At 40.5% G+C, this 16,238-nt stretch carries 21 protein-coding genes and 1 riboswitch; all 21 genes read right to left on the minus strand.

Features of this window, described 5'->3' with window-relative positions; translation table 11 throughout:
• Positions 1 to 435: 435 nt before the first annotated feature.
• On the minus strand, positions 436 to 1,407 hold the full coding sequence (locus ABUA34_RS09145) for a Gfo/Idh/MocA family protein (protein ID WP_055147747.1): 972 nt from the start codon (positions 1,405 to 1,407) through the stop codon (positions 436 to 438).
• Positions 1,404 to 1,769 (minus strand): MurR/RpiR family transcriptional regulator, encoded by a 366-nt coding sequence (locus ABUA34_RS09150; RefSeq protein ID WP_349823198.1) that lies wholly within the window; start codon positions 1,767 to 1,769, stop codon positions 1,404 to 1,406. Before ABUA34_RS09150 ends, ABUA34_RS09145 begins: the two co-directional genes overlap by 4 nt.
• A 277-nt stretch (positions 1,770 to 2,046) precedes the next feature.
• Entirely contained in the window at positions 2,047 to 3,420 is a 1,374-nt protein-coding gene (locus tag ABUA34_RS09155) for an NAD(P)/FAD-dependent oxidoreductase (RefSeq protein ID WP_349823199.1), read from the minus strand.
• 91 nt (positions 3,421 to 3,511) lie between these two features.
• Positions 3,512 to 3,610, minus strand: a riboswitch (purine riboswitch).
• A gap of 160 nt (positions 3,611 to 3,770) precedes the next feature.
• Positions 3,771 to 4,340 (minus strand): helix-turn-helix domain-containing protein, encoded by a 570-nt coding sequence (locus tag ABUA34_RS09160; RefSeq protein WP_349823200.1) that lies wholly within the window; start codon positions 4,338 to 4,340, stop codon positions 3,771 to 3,773.
• Positions 4,341 to 4,779: 439 nt separating this feature from the next.
• Entirely contained in the window at positions 4,780 to 5,088 is a 309-nt protein-coding gene (locus ABUA34_RS09165) for a hypothetical protein (protein WP_044921757.1), read from the minus strand.
• A 245-nt stretch (positions 5,089 to 5,333) separates the two neighbouring features.
• A complete protein-coding gene (locus ABUA34_RS09170) occupies positions 5,334 to 5,462 on the minus strand; it encodes a cysteine-rich KTR domain-containing protein (protein ID WP_349823201.1) in 129 nt (42 codons plus the stop codon).
• Between the two features lie 128 nt (positions 5,463 to 5,590).
• Entirely contained in the window at positions 5,591 to 6,946 is a 1,356-nt protein-coding gene (locus tag ABUA34_RS09175) for an MATE family efflux transporter (RefSeq protein ID WP_330385184.1), read from the minus strand.
• Complete coding sequence (locus ABUA34_RS09180; protein ID WP_044921762.1) at positions 6,939 to 7,388, minus strand: MarR family winged helix-turn-helix transcriptional regulator; 450 nt, start codon at positions 7,386 to 7,388, stop codon at positions 6,939 to 6,941. Before ABUA34_RS09180 ends, ABUA34_RS09175 begins: the two co-directional genes overlap by 8 nt.
• A gap of 88 nt (positions 7,389 to 7,476) precedes the next feature.
• Positions 7,477 to 7,851: a TnpV protein gene (locus ABUA34_RS09185; RefSeq protein WP_173768593.1), complete on the minus strand. Its 375-nt coding sequence runs from the start codon at positions 7,849 to 7,851 to the stop codon at positions 7,477 to 7,479.
• 4 nt (positions 7,852 to 7,855) lie between these two features.
• Entirely contained in the window at positions 7,856 to 8,035 is a 180-nt protein-coding gene (locus ABUA34_RS09190; protein WP_349823202.1) for a hypothetical protein, read from the minus strand.
• Entirely contained in the window at positions 8,029 to 8,478 is a 450-nt protein-coding gene (locus tag ABUA34_RS09195) for a DUF188 domain-containing protein (protein ID WP_349823208.1), read from the minus strand. The genes ABUA34_RS09190 and ABUA34_RS09195 overlap by 7 nt, the downstream gene beginning before the upstream one ends.
• Positions 8,479 to 8,501: 23 nt before the next feature.
• Positions 8,502 to 9,056, minus strand: coding sequence for an SOS response-associated peptidase (locus ABUA34_RS09200; protein ID WP_349823203.1), 555 nt, complete (start codon positions 9,054 to 9,056; stop codon positions 8,502 to 8,504).
• Between the two features lie 53 nt (positions 9,057 to 9,109).
• Positions 9,110 to 9,508 carry a winged helix-turn-helix domain-containing protein gene (locus tag ABUA34_RS09205; protein WP_015514508.1) on the minus strand — a complete coding sequence of 133 codons (399 nt, stop codon included), beginning with the start codon at positions 9,506 to 9,508 and terminating at the stop codon, positions 9,110 to 9,112.
• A gap of 65 nt (positions 9,509 to 9,573) precedes the next feature.
• On the minus strand, positions 9,574 to 10,530 hold the full coding sequence (locus ABUA34_RS09210) for a D-alanyl-D-alanine carboxypeptidase family protein (protein ID WP_349823204.1): 957 nt from the start codon (positions 10,528 to 10,530) through the stop codon (positions 9,574 to 9,576).
• Between the two features lie 43 nt (positions 10,531 to 10,573).
• Complete coding sequence (locus tag ABUA34_RS09215) at positions 10,574 to 11,077, minus strand: hypothetical protein (protein ID WP_015514509.1); 504 nt, start codon at positions 11,075 to 11,077, stop codon at positions 10,574 to 10,576.
• Between the two features lie 27 nt (positions 11,078 to 11,104).
• On the minus strand, positions 11,105 to 12,289 hold the full coding sequence (locus ABUA34_RS09220; protein ID WP_117456454.1) for an ABC transporter permease: 1,185 nt from the start codon (positions 12,287 to 12,289) through the stop codon (positions 11,105 to 11,107).
• The gene (locus ABUA34_RS09225; protein WP_004853372.1) at positions 12,279 to 12,992 is read right to left on the minus strand and encodes an ABC transporter ATP-binding protein; all 714 of its coding nucleotides are present in this window, start codon (positions 12,990 to 12,992) and stop codon (positions 12,279 to 12,281) included. Before ABUA34_RS09225 ends, ABUA34_RS09220 begins: the two co-directional genes overlap by 11 nt.
• Positions 12,993 to 12,996: 4 nt before the next feature.
• On the minus strand, positions 12,997 to 13,851 hold the full coding sequence (locus ABUA34_RS09230; protein WP_020994032.1) for a hypothetical protein: 855 nt from the start codon (positions 13,849 to 13,851) through the stop codon (positions 12,997 to 12,999).
• Between the two features lie 137 nt (positions 13,852 to 13,988).
• Positions 13,989 to 15,074 carry a sensor histidine kinase gene (locus tag ABUA34_RS09235; RefSeq protein WP_008703821.1) on the minus strand — a complete coding sequence of 362 codons (1,086 nt, stop codon included), beginning with the start codon at positions 15,072 to 15,074 and terminating at the stop codon, positions 13,989 to 13,991.
• Positions 15,061 to 15,762, minus strand: coding sequence for a VanR-ABDEGLN family response regulator transcription factor (gene vanR, locus ABUA34_RS09240; RefSeq protein WP_004853366.1), 702 nt, complete (start codon positions 15,760 to 15,762; stop codon positions 15,061 to 15,063). Before vanR ends, ABUA34_RS09235 begins: the two co-directional genes overlap by 14 nt.
• A gap of 5 nt (positions 15,763 to 15,767) precedes the next feature.
• A complete protein-coding gene (locus tag ABUA34_RS09245) occupies positions 15,768 to 15,980 on the minus strand; it encodes a helix-turn-helix domain-containing protein (protein ID WP_008703822.1) in 213 nt (70 codons plus the stop codon).
• Positions 15,981 to 16,238 lie beyond the last annotated feature (258 nt).

Below are 16,238 nucleotides of genomic sequence, written 5' to 3' on the forward strand. Positions count from 1 at the left end.
CATCTCTGATCCGACGTTCTTGAAATTCTTGTTTGGAATTTCAGGGTTGTCATGTTGTTAATTTTTCAAGGTTCTTTGTGCTCTCGCCTCTCAGCGACAACTTCTATATGCTATCACATCTGAAGTTCTTTGTCAACAACTTTTTTATCTTTTTTTCAAGACCTTTTCGGTTGCTGATGTCTGACCTCTTCGGCGACAACTTCTAAATATTACCACACCGAAGTGTGTATGTCAACAACTTTTTTCAGGTAATTTATAATCATGTCTCAGTGACATATCATGTTGTATACCTATAAAAGCTGTCGTCTGCTGCCTGCTCATGCGACAGCTTTTATAAGATACCACCACTGCAATCTTATGTCAATGACTTTTTTTATTTATCTGACAATTGTGTGCAATTATTCTAAACAGCCTCCCCTACATATGACAATCTACCTATTCTTCCTCTGGATATGTAAATCGCCATGATCTTCTGAACTCTGTCATCATATCCATGACATCCTTTGTATATTCCAGATACATATCTCCATCACCGGATATCGCACTCTCCATGTCCTGAAGCTCATACGCAAGGGCATCCGCATTTTCTCCGGCTGCGACAGTCTCAGTTTTGCCTGTATCTGTGTATGTGACCTTCGCCTCCCACGCTCTTGGATACTCCATCACCTCTATATATCCGTTTTCACATGATACCATTCCACGTTTCGGCTGCTTCGAGTGAAGAGACAGCATAACGGTTGCCATCTGTCCTTCCTTATTCATAAGCAAAAGTCCTGCCTGCTCATCCACTCCAGTAGGCGCAGGCTTAACCTGTGAAAGAAGCTTGTCTGGCTTTGAGTCCATGAACCACCTTATAAATGACAGGGCATACACACCTATATCCAGCATTGCCCCTCCCGCAAGGTTTCTGTTGAAGAATCGATTGTTCATATCATAGTCTTTGAAGCTTCCAAAGTTCATGGTTATGAGATTGACTTTGCCAAGTGCACCCGAGTCCAGTAGCTCCTTAAGTTTTCTGTAAATAGGCATATGATAAATAGTCATCGCCTCTCCTATGATCACATTGTGCTGCTCCGCCAGTTCCAGCATCTCTTCAAGCTCATCGCTGTTCAATGTTATAGATTTTTCCACAAGTATATGTTTTCCATTCTCTATCGCTCTTCTCATAAACTGTATGTGTGTATTGTGCGGAGTCGTTATATATATCACGTCCACTTCCGGATCCGTGAACATCTCATTGTAGTCTGAATAAACCTTACCTATGCCATACTTCTCAGCAAATGCCACCGCTTTGTCATACGTCCTGTTACCAACCGCATAAATGTTCCTGCCATTCTTTTTGAGTGCCACTGCCATCTCATTTGCAATAACTCCTGTTCCGAGAACTGCCCATTTGATATCTTTCATGTCTGTTTCCTCCGTATATAATTATGTATTTGGATTGTATATACACTTTTATTCGACAGTATTCCTCTCAGAGAACCTTCCATATCATCCACAGATATATGTCCAGATATCTCTCCGTCATCCTTGGCATCCACGAGTTCTCTCGCCAGCGATATCTTGAGATGGTGAAATCCCTTCAGCTCTATTCGTTTGCAGAATCTCGACACCGAGGCCTCGCTGACACCGCACTCCTTTGCCAGCTCCCCGACTGTCATATCCACAACCTTCTTGGGATTCCTAACGATATAATCGCCTATTTTCTTTTCTGTATCAAAGAACGAATCCATAGATGCGCATATCTGATTTATAACTGCTCCTTCCATATTTTCCTATTTTCTTTCTTCTTTCGAAAATAATCCATCATATAGTGTCTTCTATACAATGCCACTAATAGTTTTCTTAGTTAAATTTGTTTTCATATTTGTTGCAGACTTTAAATCTATTTTCATGCCATTTACAACTCTACCATTCTTCTCCCATCCAGTCAAACAAATGTATTTTCACTTGAAACTCATTTATCAAATAAAAACAGAGTATCTGGAACTCCTATCACGATACTCTGTTTTGAATGACTTTCTTCTATATAAATATCTATTCGTTTTATTCGCCATGTGCAATATTTCTTGCTACGTATACACCGCTTGCAGATGCGTGTGAAAGGGAGTGTGTTATTCCACTGCCATCTCCTATGATATACAGCCCCTTGTATCTTGTCTCAAGCTTATCATCTACTTCAACCTCCATGTTGTAGAATTTGACCTCAACTCCATACAACAGTGTATCTTCATTTGCCGTTCCTGGGGCTATCTTATCAAGAGCGTAGATCATCTCGATTATTCCATCCAGAATTCTCTTTGGAAGGACAAGGCTCAGATCTCCCGGTGTGGCATTGAGCGTAGGTGTGATGAACGCTTCCTCTATCCTGCTCTGGGTGGAGCGCTGTCCCCTTATGAGGTCGCCAAATCTCTGCACTATTACTCCGCCGCCCAGCATGTTGCTGAGTCTCGCTATGCTCTCGCCGTATCCGTTGGAGTCCTTGAACGGCTCTGAGAAATGCTTTGCCACAAGGAGCGCAAAGTTTGTATTATCCGTCTGTTTTGCAGGATCCTCATAACTGTGGCCATTTACCGTTATGATTCCATTAGTATTCTCAGTAACCACGGCGCCCCTTGGGTTCATGCAGAAAGTTCGCACCTTGTCTCCATACTTCTCCGTTCTGTATACTATCTTGCTCTCATATAGCTCATCCGTCAAATGTGCAAATATAGCTGCAGGAAGCTCTACTCTGACTCCTATATCTACTCTGTTAGATTTTGTAGGCACATTAAGGTCCTTGCACACTGTCTCCATCCACTTACTTCCGCTTCTTCCCACGGATATGATACATTTGTCACAGAAAAATATACCTTTCTTGCAGCATACACTATATGTTCCATCCTCCATCTTTTCCACCGTTTGTATAGGAGTGTCAAAATAGAAATCCACCTTGTCCTGAAGATATGCATACAGATTCTCTAGAACTATATAGTTGATGTCCGTGCCAAGATGTCTGACCGAGGCATCCAGCAAATGAAGTCTGTTCTGCAGACACACTGTCTTGAATCTTGTGCCGGCAGTGGAATAAAGCTTCGTACCCTCTCCGCCGTACTCCATATTGATATCATCCACATACTTCATGAGGTCTATGGCCTCGTTCTTGCCGATGTACTCATACAGACTTCCGCCAAAGTCATTTGTGATATTGTACTTTCCATCGGAAAATGCACCTGCACCGCCAAATCCGCTCATGATCGAGCAGCTATCACATCCCACGCAGCTCTTGATCTTTGTGCCGTCTATCGGACATTTTCTTCTCTTAAGCTCATGTCCAGCCTCAAACACTGCAACCTTGAGATCCGGAGCCTGCTTTGTCAGCTCATATGCAGAAAATATTCCTCCTGGTCCCGCTCCAATAATTATCACATCATACCTCATACGCGCACCCTCCAAAATCATTTTATATTTTTTGTTAAAACCCCATCCATACTCTGTATCCACACACATATTTTTACACAAAAATATAGTTGACCACGGCAATCCATGTCGTAGTCAACTATTATCGGTAGCTGGTAGATACGCCCAACCATATTATGGGCTTATACATATATAATTGTAATTCTTTCGTCATAAAAAATGATTGCACTATTCATATTTACTATATCTCACGCAAAATATCTGTGCTCATGTGGATGCCACAAACTGATCATCCGCATTGTGACCTCAAAAATTATAGCATATTGAACATAGTTTGCGCAAGCGCCCCGTCGCAATGCTCATTATATATATCATAACGATGCTATGATTGCCGCGATGAATGTTCCAAGCAGGACTAATATGCTTATTACCAAAAGCACTTTCATAAGCGTTCTTTTCCGCTTCCTCATGTTTTCTAAAACTCCGGTTGAATAGAACACCGCAACCAGCAACGCACCTATAGCAACTCCCATAAGCGTCCCCATCAAATAATCATAGACCGGAAGATTGTTATCTCTGCTGATCACCATCATCGTCAGTCCTGCAATCAGTGAAATCAACCCCACTATGCTGAATATACGCAACCTCATCAACAATGTATTCTTCTCAGTTTCTGCATAATCCGCTACAAGCTGCAATCTCTCTTTCTCTTCCTTATTCATGTCCTCACCCTTCCTTTCTCCATCAATGATATCCCTGATATCAACATCATAGAAATCTGCCAGCTCCACCAGGATACTGAGATCCGGCATATTGCTGCCTGTCTCCCATCTTGACACACTGCGGCTTGTTACTCCAAACCGCTCAGCAAGCTGTTCCTGGGTAAGCTGTTTTTCCTTTCTCAGTTCTCTTAGGAATGAACCGGACTTTTTCTGATCCATATCTGTTGCCTCCTTTCTATTGAACATCAGCCCATTTTAAGTTGCCTTCGGCAAGGGCTGATGCTACATGTCAAGCTTTTGCTAAAAACTTGACACATTCATTGACAGAATAGTGTTTTTCGAGTGTTTTTTACAGGACATGATGCGGGAATTGGCTGTTTTCTGCTAAATATGAGGCTCAAACCCATTTTCGGACAGAAAAAAAGACCTCCGAGGGCGAACCCTCAAAGGTCTGAAAATCCTTTATTTATGCGGTTTATCAGCGATTACTCGATGATAGTTGCAACTCTTCCTGAACCTACAGTTCTACCACCTTCACGATATCAGACCGGTGTATTGCGGTATACGAATAGTGATTTTTTATGTGATTTGTGTGGAAAAATCCGGATTTTCCGTTGTGTCCGTGTGGTTTTCCGGAATTTTTGTTATCATGGTGTTATCACTGTATTTTTAGTTTTTCTGGCATATTTTTTCTTACATTCGTAATCTCTTTATTTAAATCTTTTATATATTCTTTACACACATCTATATATAATCCTGTTTTATATTCTGGTTTTTCCAAAAACTGTAATTCAATTGGATACTTTGTAATCTCCGTAAGTAACTTTACAAATATACTTTTCAAATTATTTTGACTCTCATCATCATTAAGACATACTTCTGCAACTTCTTCAAAGCCAAATACTAAATAATCTTTATTTTCTCTTTTCTCCAAATGTACATTAATCACTTTACTTTCCTGATTCATAAATATCCTTCCTATCATAAAATGCATTTTTACCGCCCTCAAGAGTATGCATACTTTCTTGAGTCCAGTTTTTAGTGTCTGTTTCATCATTTATATTTCTAAGTTCATCATAAAAAGGATTACCAATATACGTTTTATATACTCCATTCTCATGAGTTCTTAGTATACTAATATACGGAAGTGTGCCAACTGCAATATTAGCATTATGTGTTGCTATAATTACTGTTTTTCTCCGTTTTGCAAGATCAGTTAAGTGTTTGCTGTTTACACTTCGGACAGTAGAGTGGAAAGTTCTTTAATTCGGTATCTTCTTGCATTATCGTTCGGGGTTTATTTCCACAGATAGGACATAGAACCCATTTTATAGTTTCCATATTTTTCTCAATCCTTACTTCTAAATATTATCCTACTAAATTTATAAAATTTATCGCAACGGTTTTTAAGTTTTTGCTTCTTGATTACTTAACGGCGGAAAAAGAATGTTTTCACATAGAGCTGTTGTTTACATGTCATTTTTTTGTTTTTTTAATTCTATACCCACCAGTACAACAGATAGCATAAACGCTGAAAAATCAGCAACAGGTCCCGCAAGCAATACTCCCATAATTCCGAAACGAAGCGGGAGCAGCAGGGTAAGCGGAATCAACACAAAGGTCTGCCTTGTTAATGCCAACAGAGCACCTTTTAACGATTTTCCTATTGCGGTAAAAAAACTGGAAGAAAGCAACTGCACACCATTTACCAACACCATGAAAAGATAGGTACGCATGAACAAAACAGCAAATTCAAAATACAGCTCGTTCCCATCTCCGAATAGCGAAATGATAGATTGCGGGAAAAATTGAAATGCGATGAAAGCAATTGTGGAAACAACAAGGTTCCATTTTACCGCAAGCAGGTAAGCCTCCCGTACACGATGGTATTGCCTTGCCCCATAGTTGAAGCCGATAATCGGCTGTGTTCCCTGCGAGATTCCTACAACAATCGCAAGGATTATGGCATTTGTTTTCATAACGATTCCGCAAGCAGCTAAGGGAATATCTGTTCCATATTTTGTTAATGCGCCGTAATAAGTCAACGAATTGTACTGAATGATTTGAATCACGGTAACTGCAATCTGGTTTGAGCTGCTGCTGATTCCCATGCTGCAAATTTTCATACTTTCTTTGATGTCCAATAAAAACGACTCTTTTTCAAAATGGATTGTTTGGAAACGCCATAGATAACGGAGTGCGAGTATGAAGGAAAAAATTTGCCCAATAACTGTTGCCCAAGCTGCGCCGGCAATCCCCCAATCGCAAGCAAAAATAAAAATAGGGTCAAGAATGGTATTGATAATAGCTCCCATAACCATGCAAACCATTGAATACTTTGGTTTTCCATCTGCTCGAATCAAATTGCTCATACCATTCGTTACAATAAGAAACGGCATTCCAATCAATGTTATGCTGGCATACTGCTTTGCATATGGAAATACATCTGTCGTTGCCCCAAATGCCTTTAGGAGCAAAGACAGAAAAGCTTCACCAACCAATAAATAAATAATTCCGAAAATCCCCATCAGAACAATACCATTTCCCGCTGCTTTGGCGGCAGCTTTCGGCTCTTTGCGTCCAAGACAGAGGGAAACACGGGAAGCACTGCCAATTCCAACCAGCAGTGCAATAGCAAGGCAGATGGTAGAGAACGGGTAGGCAACATTGGTTGCTGCATTTCCCAGATAACCGACCCCTTGACCAATAAAAATCTGATCCACAATATTGTAGATTGAGCCGACAAGAGACGCCATAATACTGGGAATGGCAAAATCTTTCAACAGTTTTGAAATTTTTTCATATCCTAGGGGATTCTCAGTCATTAAATTCATCCCCCTTTCTTTCTATACGGAGTTCCGCTGTAATATTTTCACCTGCCTGAATCAGCAAATCAATAAAGAGGTTTTTATCAGATTCCCTGAAGCCTTGCAATAAAAGAGCTTCTGTCTTTTCACATACCGTCTGTATCTCATCAATTACAGACAGCGCACGTTCCGTAGGATACAGCTTACACGTCCGCTTATCCTTATCATTTGGGGAACGCATAATCATTCCCTGCTTTTCTAATGCCGCAACTGTCCGTACAATATTGCTCGGATGAACATAAAACATATCAATTAAAGAATCCTGTAAAATGCCAGGCGAACGACAGATTTTAATCAAAAACATATATTGGCTGTTGTTGATTCCAAAGGGGGCAAGCTGTTTATCCAAATAGATTTTGTAAAATCGGTCTGTTACTGAAAGCCATTTTAATAGTTTCATAGATATATTCCTCCTAACCACCAGTATTATAATACAATATGCGTGCGCACGCAACTACTTTTAACATTATATCTGCCGCTTTGTCCTCCTAAACACAAATCAATTCTACATCTATAATCTCTACTACTCTGCTACGAATATTATTCATTTTCCTAACCCATTCCATCTGATCCTGCATCTTCAGTTTTTCTGTCACGCCCCACTGCTCAGCCATCTGTTCCACCAGCATTTCAACTTTTTCTCTCGCTTCTTTATCGACCTGATTCAAATGCTCCGTCAATTTCCCGGTAAGTACCAGATACTGATACCTTGCACTCCTGTGTTCCTTCAGAAACTTTTTTCGCATTATTCCATATTTCCCATATGTAGGTTCTTCCTCATTGATTTCCAGATCCGGCAGATAATAATCTCCATGCAATGTGTAGCTCAGTCCGTTCTTTTCATCATAAATCTGTTTCTTCATATTCTTACAACTCCATTCCTCTGTATTTTGCTTTGTTCTTTTTTATCTGTGCATTGTATTCTTCACTTTGTTCTTTCGCCCATGGTATGCGATCACTTATTTTTTTCGGCATTTGTTCTTTCTGCTTTTTCGCTTCAAGTTCCGCCTGCATCCGGATATCGTCCTGCACCAGTCGTTCTACCATATCTTTCCCCAACATGCGTAAAAGTCGGTTATATCTGTCTGCAATTCCCTGCAGAATTTCTTTCTCACCGGATAATTTCTGATAATCCTTCTGAACTTCTGCCAGTTCCTTTTTAGTGTTCTCGTGCTCCTGCTTTTTCTTCTGAAACTTACTTTTCCACTTATCTCTTTACCTGATTGATGAATAGCATAAGCACCTTTTCCCAATGCCATTGCAGCCACACCATAGTCCTGTGATACGACAATATCTCCTTTATGGCAGATACTAATCAGTTTATAATCTACTGCATCTGCTCCTGCACCGACAACAACAACTTTACTATAAGTCGATGACAGAACATGGTTTGTATCACACAACAACATTACCGGAACACTATTATCTTTTGCAATCTTTTCAATGATCGCAACCACTGGGCAGGCATCTGCATCAACAAATATTTGCATCTTTCTATTTCTCCTCTGAACCATTATAAGAATAAGCTCTGCTGTTCGTATTCTGCCTCTCGTTTTAGCTGAACCGGTACCTGATGCAGAATTTGCTCCATTTTCCTGTCATCGAACCAATCTTTCAGCTGTCCTTTTTCCAATATCAGCGGCATACGATCATGTACTTTTATCATAGATTCATTGGCTGCTGTAGTCATAATCACAAATCGTCGTTCATTCTCAAACCAATCACAGAAGCCAGCCATATACAATACTGGTGCATCATATCTGGAAAATGTATTTTTCTCTTTTAACCGATTCCATTCATAGAACCCACTTGCCGGTATCAAAATGCGGTGATAGAGGATTCCATTTCGAAAAGAAGGTTTGTCCATAACAGATTCTGCTCTTGCATTTATAACCAGATTCTTTCCTTGTGACAATGGATATCCCCACTTGCAAACATCCAGTTTCAATCCATGTTCTGATTTTTCAATGATCGGTGCTACATTGGTTGGAAAGATATCTCCTGCAAAATGTTCCTGCCGGATCCGTTGGTCTATATCATGCACTACTTTTTCGATTTCATCTGCCATATCAGAATCAATATAATATCCCTCGCAATTCATTATGAACTACGAGGGACTGCTTACTGACTGTTAAAGCGGTAGCCGATCTCACGAACACTATCTATGGAAAAGTGAGAGTTTGTATCACAAAGTTTTTTACGAAGATTCCGAATGTGAAAGCCTACGGTATCCTTTTCATTGCCTGCTGATATTTCGCCCCACACCTTATCATAAATCTGCTCGTATGTAAGAACACGACCTTTATTGGCTGCGAGCAAGCAGAGTATATCGTACTCTTTGACGGTCAGTTCAATTTCCTGACCGTTATTGATAACTCTGCGCCGGCTCAAATTGATTTCTAAGCCGGAAAGGGATAATGTCGGCTCATATGAAATCTCTAATTTTTCAAAATCAGGGTGCTGTTTTACAAAAGCCAGCATATCGTCAAAGGCTGTTGAGTCTTGTGCTTTGAACTCCATTATTACGATTCGTCCGATATTATCACCCCCCTTGGTTAGTTTTTTTGTCTTGGACAACATAAGATTTATTGCGTGAGATAATACGATTCATCAATCGTTTTCAGAATAAAATTCACATCGTCATAACGAGAGGAATCGGACTGAGAGCCTAAACTGCATATCAAAAACTCTTTTCCGTGCTGCTGATAAAGCACAATCAAGTTATAGTCGTCAGACAGAGAGCCAGTCTTAATTCCGCATACATTTTCGTTGTAATATTCGGATGTCGGATCAAGGAAGGCGTTTGTATTCTGCCATATTTGTGTACTGCCATCAGGCAGTGTTGCCGTATAAGTGTTTTGAGATACAATTTCTCTAAACCACGAGTATTCCAACAACCGATATACTACTTCTTTCAAATCTAAAGTGGTGGTAAGTGCCTCCATATCAAAACCACTCGGATCATATAAAACTGTGTCTAAGTACCCCTGCTGTTGCAAATGCAGGTTTAAGTTCTCCATGAAAATCCTCACACGCTCTTGACAGCTTTCTGCTTGCGGCGAAAGTAATCCTCCACAATAATCAGCAACCACATAAGCTGCGTCATTCCCTGACGGTACTAACATTGCCGCAAATAGATTGTGTAAAAAGTATTCTTTTCCCTTGATTTGAGCAACAGACGAGCCAGGTTTCGTGAGTGAAATAGCACCATAGTCTGCAACAACGATACTATCAAGGTCTGCTAAAGTTGACGCATACTCAATAACAAACAGCTTGGCTAAACTTGCAGGAATTTGTGGCTCGTTCTCGTTTTTTGAAACAAATATTTCATCATCAGAACAATCCACCAAAATCAGCGATTTTGCATTATAAGAGTCAGGAAAATCTTCTTTGTAGAGAAAACCATTTATTTTATTCTTTACCTCTCTGAAATTTTCCGGCTGCATTGCCCACGGCACAAACATTATACCTATGCCGATACAAACTACAAGCAAAAACAAAAATACTCCAAATCGTTTTTTCTTACGGCGTTTTCTCTGCATATATGTGCTCACCTCCCAACACCAAAACTCCTATGTGCCATTTTTAATCGGCATAATTTGCCTGAATACACTCTGTAAATCCAGACGGATCTCCCAACTTAGCTTTATCAATATTATCACGAAGATATTTGCGTGTGGCGTCATCACAGCGATCTGTTCCCATATAAGGCATATCAAAGGCTTTTTCGAGTTCAGCTAAGGCTTTTGCCGCCCTTTCCGAATCCGTATTGTAAGTATCAAGCCATTCCTGCATCCAAGAATATTCCCAAAGGTTAGATGCTCTTGTATCGCCATATCCTATCTGAAAAGACGCTCCCGTATCTTCGCCTTCCAAAGCATCAGGCGGCGTAAAGCCCTCCGGCCAATTCAAACTCTCAATGGTCGTTAGGTATTCTTCTTCAATGGTAGCAAAGTCCGTGAAACCTCTTGTGTTTGTGTCGGAGTCCGAAGAAGTGGAGCAGCCTGCCAGCATAATCACCAGCAAAGAAATCATAACACACAATAACAGTCTGTACGGTCTTTCGGATTTTGAGATTGTTCGTTTCATTTTGTTTCCTCCTTGAATTGAGTTTTATTATCTAAGAGCCAATGCAGGCTCTAATTTTGCTGCTTTCAATGCTGGTAATAATCCGCCCAATAATGCTGTAAGCACAGACACAGCAACTGCAACAACAGCAACGCTGATTGGATAACTCGGTGTTCCCACCGGGGAATCCACAGGGAGCAACGCTCCAATACAATGCACCAAAATCAGCGAAATCAAAATAGCTGCAAAGCAAACGAATATTGATAAAATCAACTGTGAGCCTAAAACCAATGCCACAATATTTGTTCGTGAAGCACCTATCGCTCTGCGGATCAGCAACTCATGTGTGCGCTGTTCCAATGAAGATAGTCCGATATTGATCTGCCCTAATACGGAAACAAACAGCAACAAAAGCGAAGTAACCAAAAGCCCTAATTGCAGTATGGACAATACCGAATCATAGGTATCTCCAATATCACTCCGCCCAGCACTTTCCCAGTAACCGCCAATGGTATCAGTCAAAATGTCGCCAAGGGCAGAATGTATCTGTTCGATTGTCAGTCCTGTTGTGGGATGCCAATACACATTTGCATTTTGTACTTGCCACATTGCTGGTGCGAAATTGAGGATCGCCGCAGAATCCGCATAGATAGTCGGAAAATCCCTGCCATCGTTTACTACTCCGACAATATTGAATGGGGTTAACGAAAGTGTGCTTTTTACATTTCCTGCAGCATAGGGCGAATCATTAAAATAGTTTTTAGCTTCTTTGTTTATGACCACTTCAAGCGATCCGCCCTCACTCGAAGGCTCTAACCATCTACCGGATGTCATTGGAAGATTATAGACTTGACTATATGCCTCCGTGGTGCAAACTAAATCAAAAGCCATCAGGTTTTGGTAAACATCATTCGGCGGTATTGGCGTTAAATCTTTCATTGGTGCAAATCGAATATCTTCTCCCATAGAAAAAGTAACAGCGGCTACATCATCAATGGCTTCAAATCTCTGGAATAATTGTTCCATTTTATTTCTATCGTGAAAATCGGATTCCGTTATCACGAATGAGTAAGTAGGTGACCAGCCATATACCTGTGCGTTTACGGAAATCAAATACTCCCGTCCAAGCGTACCAACTAATACCGATCCAAGCATTGCGATAATGCCTACAAGCATTGAAACACTTGTCAGAATACTTCTAAGTGGAGACAGACGAAGGTCTTTAAGTATCATTTTTAGCACAAGTTATCCTCCCTCCATCCATTTCAAAAATCGTATCACAGGTATCTGCAATATCAGGATCGTGCGTAACCAACAGCAGCATAATTCCATTTTCTTTTACGACGCTGTGCAACAGTTCCATAATCTGCGTTCCCGTCTTTTTATCCAACGCTCCCGTAGGCTCATCACATAAAATGGCTTCCGGAGATACTGCAAGCGCCCTTGCGATTGCAACTCTTTGTTGTTCACCGCCGGACAAATTGATTGGGTAATCATTTTCCTTGCTTTCTAAGCCGACACTTTTTAGCAAGCCTGTAATTATCTCGTGACGCTGTTTGGCGGTAAACGACTTTTTGGCATAGAGTAGGGGTAATTCGATATTTTCCCATACCCGCAAGTGCTTAATCAGAGAGTAGTTCTGAAATACAAATCCGATATTATTGGCTCGCAGTATAGACAGATCACGGTCTTTCAAAGCAGAAATAGATATACCATCATAAAGGTACTCGCCCTCATATTCCCGATTTAACAAGCCAATAATGGATATAAGGCTTGTTTTGCCTGAGCCGGACTTTCCGACAATGGCATAACTGCGCCCTCGTTGCAATTCCATATTAGCGTTGGTTACTGTTGTCAGCATATCGCCATTATTCAATTTGACGCTTGCTTTCAAATCCTTTATTTTGATTAAAGTCTTTTCGGAAATTCCTTTCATTTTATCAAATCCCCCTCGGATCAAGGTTTGGCGGAGTAGCAGAAACTACATCGCCCTCCTCTAAGCCGGACAGTATTTCTATATTGGCTCCGTCTGTCACACCCAATGTCACTTTTGTTTCCACTCTTTCTCCATTCGGAGTAATTACAGTAACCAATCCCGTCCCTTGTCTACCCGCTATTACCGACAGCGGCAATATAAGGACATCATTTCTCGTTGTCGCCGTTATGACTACCGTTGCACTTTGCCCCGATTTCACATCGACTGTTTGACTGATCAAGCATTGCAGAATGCCCTCTTGCGGCACGATTCCCGTAAACGCATTTTCATCTGCGGCAGGCGACACCACGGCAATCATATCGGTTGGTCCTACACCATCATATACTTGAAATTTTGCTTTCAACTCTGCATACTCCGGTAAGGTACTCAAAAAATTATCTGCCTCTACATTGAGGGCAAATCCTGTATAATGCACTATCGCTACGGGATAATTACTCGGTACGCTTTCATTGGATGGGGCAATAGAGGTAATTGTACCATCCACCGGAGATTTCAATTCTTTGCCGTTCACAGTTCCAATAATTTGCCCGGCAGTGATTTTTTCTTCTAATTCTACCGCTGTATTAAATATGCCATTTTCGGGTGAGGAAATAATAAACGGTACTGCCGGAACAATAGTCGTTTGCGTTGAAACGGTTGGAGTAATTGTCCCTCGTACAACTGATACCGTTTTTTCTGCGGATGTTGCGCTATCTGTAAGATTGTTTTCGTCTGTCTGCCCAATTGCAGAGCAGGCAGATAGCGTAAATACAAGAAACAAAATAGAACATAGCAGCATTTGTTTTCTTAGCAACTTCATCATTCCTCCTTATGCTGTATCACAAAAAATACGAGCCTCTATCTTGATACTTTTATTGTACCAAAACAGAAGCCCGTATTTTCTTGATTGCTCGTAAGATATTCCTCTTTTTTTCTATGCAAATTCTTACAATTTTCCTACGCCAACGGCAAAGTAATTGAAAACTTGTTTTGATCCTCTTGGCTCTCTGCAACGATTGTACCATTGTGTAGTTCAACAATCTGCTTTGCAATCGCCAAACCTAATCCAGCTCCTCCACTGCTTGTACTTCTCGCTGCGTCAAGCCGATAAAACTGCTCGAAAATCCTGTTTAACTTTTCTTCCGGCAGAGTATCGCCGTGGTTACAAAAAATAATGCTGACCGTATCTTCCTGACATTGTGCGCTGATCGTGATATCCGTATTTTCAAAACTGTAGATAACCGCATTTCTCAAAAGGTTATCAAAAACACGCTGAATTTTGTCTGCGTCACATCGAAGCATTATATCATCATCAACACAAAGATTACATTGCAAATTCTTTGATTTGAGCATAGGCTTAAATTCATATACAAGTTGCTCCAGCAGGCGAGTTAAATTGATTTTCGTGTATTGTAATGTAATATCGTATATATTGAATCGTGTTATCTCGAAAAACTCGTTAATCAGATCCTCTAACCGTTCTGCCTTACCAAGAGTGATTGAAAGGTACTTTTCTCGAAGTTCCTTTGAGATTTGCGACTCATCACGCAGTAAAGTAAGATACCCGATTACAGAAGAAAGCGGTGTTTTCAAATCGTGTGCAAGATACATAATCAGGTCATTTTTTCGCTGCTCATTTTCTTTTGCAAGCCTTGCATTACTTTCAGCCTCTTGTTTTAACTGATTGATGTTAGCGGCGATTTCACTCAACTCCGGGGACATTTCAATGTAACTGACATTCTGATCGAACATTTTTCCTGTCGCAGCCTGTACCTCGTACACATAGGCGACTACTTTTTTCAAAAGTAGGTATGTCATGTATATAATACAGCCACCCCACACGATTACAGCCACTATATAAAGATATACTGTTCTGTAATACAAGTAATAATACAAAACATACTTGCGGAGAATTTCCTCTGCCATAATTCCTAAAAGAAAAGTACCGCCAAAAATAAGCACAGAGCAAATCGCACATTGAATTACATACCCTTTGAACAAGGTAGAGAGCAGATAGTTTTTTTCTTTTTTATTCAATTTCATACCCTACCCCCCAAACAGTTTTAATGAACTTCGGATTTTTTGAAGGTTCATTCAATTTTTCCCGAAGCCGCCCAATGTGCGCCATTACCGTATTGTTACTGTTGCGAAGATACTTTTCTTTCCACACGGCTTCAAATAATTCCTCCGAGGCGACAACTTTACCCTGATGTTCGCACAGATACCACAGAATAGAAAACTCCAACGGAGTCAAGGCTATTTCTTTGCCATACAAGTAGCACTTGTGGCTGACTCTGTTTATCAGTAGACCTCTGATGTCATACTCGTCTTTTTCTTCGGATTGGCTCAAATTAGGACTGTTATAGCTCTGATAACGCCTTAATTGCGTCTTTACTCTTGCCACAACCTCTAAAGGATTAAACGGTTTCGTTATATAATCATCCGCACCAATCGTAAGCCCCATAATCTTGTCGCTATCCTCAATTTTGGCGGTAAGCATAATAATAGGGAAGTAAAACTTTTCCCGAATTTTTTGGCAAAGTCGAAAACCATCAATATCCGGCAGCATAATATCAAGTATCGCTAAATCAATCTGCGACTGTTTGATACATTTCATCGCCTCTAACCCATTATAACATTTATATACTGAATAACCATCGTTACTCAAATACACTTCAAGCAGATCAACGATTTCTTTTTCGTCATCCACAATTAAAATCTTCTTGTTCATTGATCCTACACCTCATTTTCGGGTACGGCTTCCATTATGTCGCCAAAATCACACTCTAAGTATTCGCATATATTCAACAGCACGGGAAGGGTAACATTTTCATTTTTTCCGAGTTTCGCAAATGTACTTTTGCTTGCCCCGACCGCTTCTCGTAATTGACTCTTTTTCATTCCCTTGTCAATCAGAAGTTTCCAAAGTTTGTTGTACCGTACTTTCATTTCCGCACCTCCACCCAAATATAGTTTGTATTATAGCACTTTGAGAGTGAAATCGCAATTATTAAGTCTGTATTTTGAGACTTTTAGTTTTCAAACCGGCACAATATCTTTCTGATATGTAATCCAACCGCCTGCAAAATGCAGGCGGCTTGTGTATTTTAATAGGCAGGTGCGCCGTAGCCAAGAATCTCGTAATAACCGATAGAATACTCATTGACTCGGCAACTGTCGCCGGAGTTGCCCTCGACCGTATAAACC

It is taken from the genome of Coprococcus sp. RTP21428st1_C9_RTP21428_210409 (assembly GCF_040227395.1).
In the GTDB taxonomy this organism is placed as follows: domain Bacteria; phylum Bacillota; class Clostridia; order Lachnospirales; family Lachnospiraceae; genus Coprococcus; species Coprococcus aceti.

Excerpts from the sequence above, each read along its gene's own strand:
- ABUA34_RS09145 (WP_055147747.1), bottom strand. The coding sequence starts at position 1,407 with ATGAAAGATATCAAATGGGCAGTTCTCGGAACAGGAGTTATTGCAAAT.
- ABUA34_RS09150 (WP_349823198.1), bottom strand. The coding sequence starts at position 1,769 with ATGGAAGGAGCAGTTATAAATCAGATATGCGCATCTATGGATTCGTTC.
- ABUA34_RS09155 (WP_349823199.1), bottom strand. The coding sequence starts at position 3,420 with ATGAGGTATGATGTGATAATTATTGGAGCGGGACCAGGAGGAATATTT.
- ABUA34_RS09160 (WP_349823200.1), bottom strand. The coding sequence starts at position 4,340 with ATGGATCAGAAAAAGTCCGGTTCATTCCTAAGAGAACTGAGAAAGGAA.
- ABUA34_RS09165 (WP_044921757.1), bottom strand. The coding sequence starts at position 5,088 with ATGAATCAGGAAAGTAAAGTGATTAATGTACATTTGGAGAAAAGAGAA.
- ABUA34_RS09170 (WP_349823201.1), bottom strand. The coding sequence starts at position 5,462 with ATGGAAACTATAAAATGGGTTCTATGTCCTATCTGTGGAAATAAACCC.
- ABUA34_RS09175 (WP_330385184.1), bottom strand. The coding sequence starts at position 6,946 with ATGACTGAGAATCCCCTAGGATATGAAAAAATTTCAAAACTGTTGAAA.
- ABUA34_RS09180 (WP_044921762.1), bottom strand. The coding sequence starts at position 7,388 with ATGAAACTATTAAAATGGCTTTCAGTAACAGACCGATTTTACAAAATC.
- ABUA34_RS09185 (WP_173768593.1), bottom strand. The coding sequence starts at position 7,851 with ATGAAGAAACAGATTTATGATGAAAAGAACGGACTGAGCTACACATTG.
- ABUA34_RS09190 (WP_349823202.1), bottom strand. The coding sequence starts at position 8,035 with ATGGTAGAACGACTGGTGCAGGACGATATCCGGATGCAGGCGGAACTT.
- ABUA34_RS09195 (WP_349823208.1), bottom strand. The coding sequence starts at position 8,478 with ATGCAAATATTTGTTGATGCAGATGCCTGCCCAGTGGTTGCGATCATT.
- ABUA34_RS09200 (WP_349823203.1), bottom strand. The coding sequence starts at position 9,056 with ATGGCAGATGAAATCGAAAAAGTAGTGCATGATATAGACCAACGGATC.
- ABUA34_RS09205 (WP_015514508.1), bottom strand. The coding sequence starts at position 9,508 with ATGGAGTTCAAAGCACAAGACTCAACAGCCTTTGACGATATGCTGGCT.
- ABUA34_RS09210 (WP_349823204.1), bottom strand. The coding sequence starts at position 10,530 with ATGCAGAGAAAACGCCGTAAGAAAAAACGATTTGGAGTATTTTTGTTT.
- ABUA34_RS09215 (WP_015514509.1), bottom strand. The coding sequence starts at position 11,077 with ATGAAACGAACAATCTCAAAATCCGAAAGACCGTACAGACTGTTATTG.
- ABUA34_RS09220 (WP_117456454.1), bottom strand. The coding sequence starts at position 12,289 with ATGATACTTAAAGACCTTCGTCTGTCTCCACTTAGAAGTATTCTGACA.
- ABUA34_RS09225 (WP_004853372.1), bottom strand. The coding sequence starts at position 12,992 with ATGAAAGGAATTTCCGAAAAGACTTTAATCAAAATAAAGGATTTGAAA.
- ABUA34_RS09230 (WP_020994032.1), bottom strand. The coding sequence starts at position 13,851 with ATGAAGTTGCTAAGAAAACAAATGCTGCTATGTTCTATTTTGTTTCTT.
- ABUA34_RS09235 (WP_008703821.1), bottom strand. The coding sequence starts at position 15,074 with ATGAAATTGAATAAAAAAGAAAAAAACTATCTGCTCTCTACCTTGTTC.
- vanR (WP_004853366.1), bottom strand. The coding sequence starts at position 15,762 with ATGAACAAGAAGATTTTAATTGTGGATGACGAAAAAGAAATCGTTGAT.
- ABUA34_RS09245 (WP_008703822.1), bottom strand. The coding sequence starts at position 15,980 with ATGAAAGTACGGTACAACAAACTTTGGAAACTTCTGATTGACAAGGGA.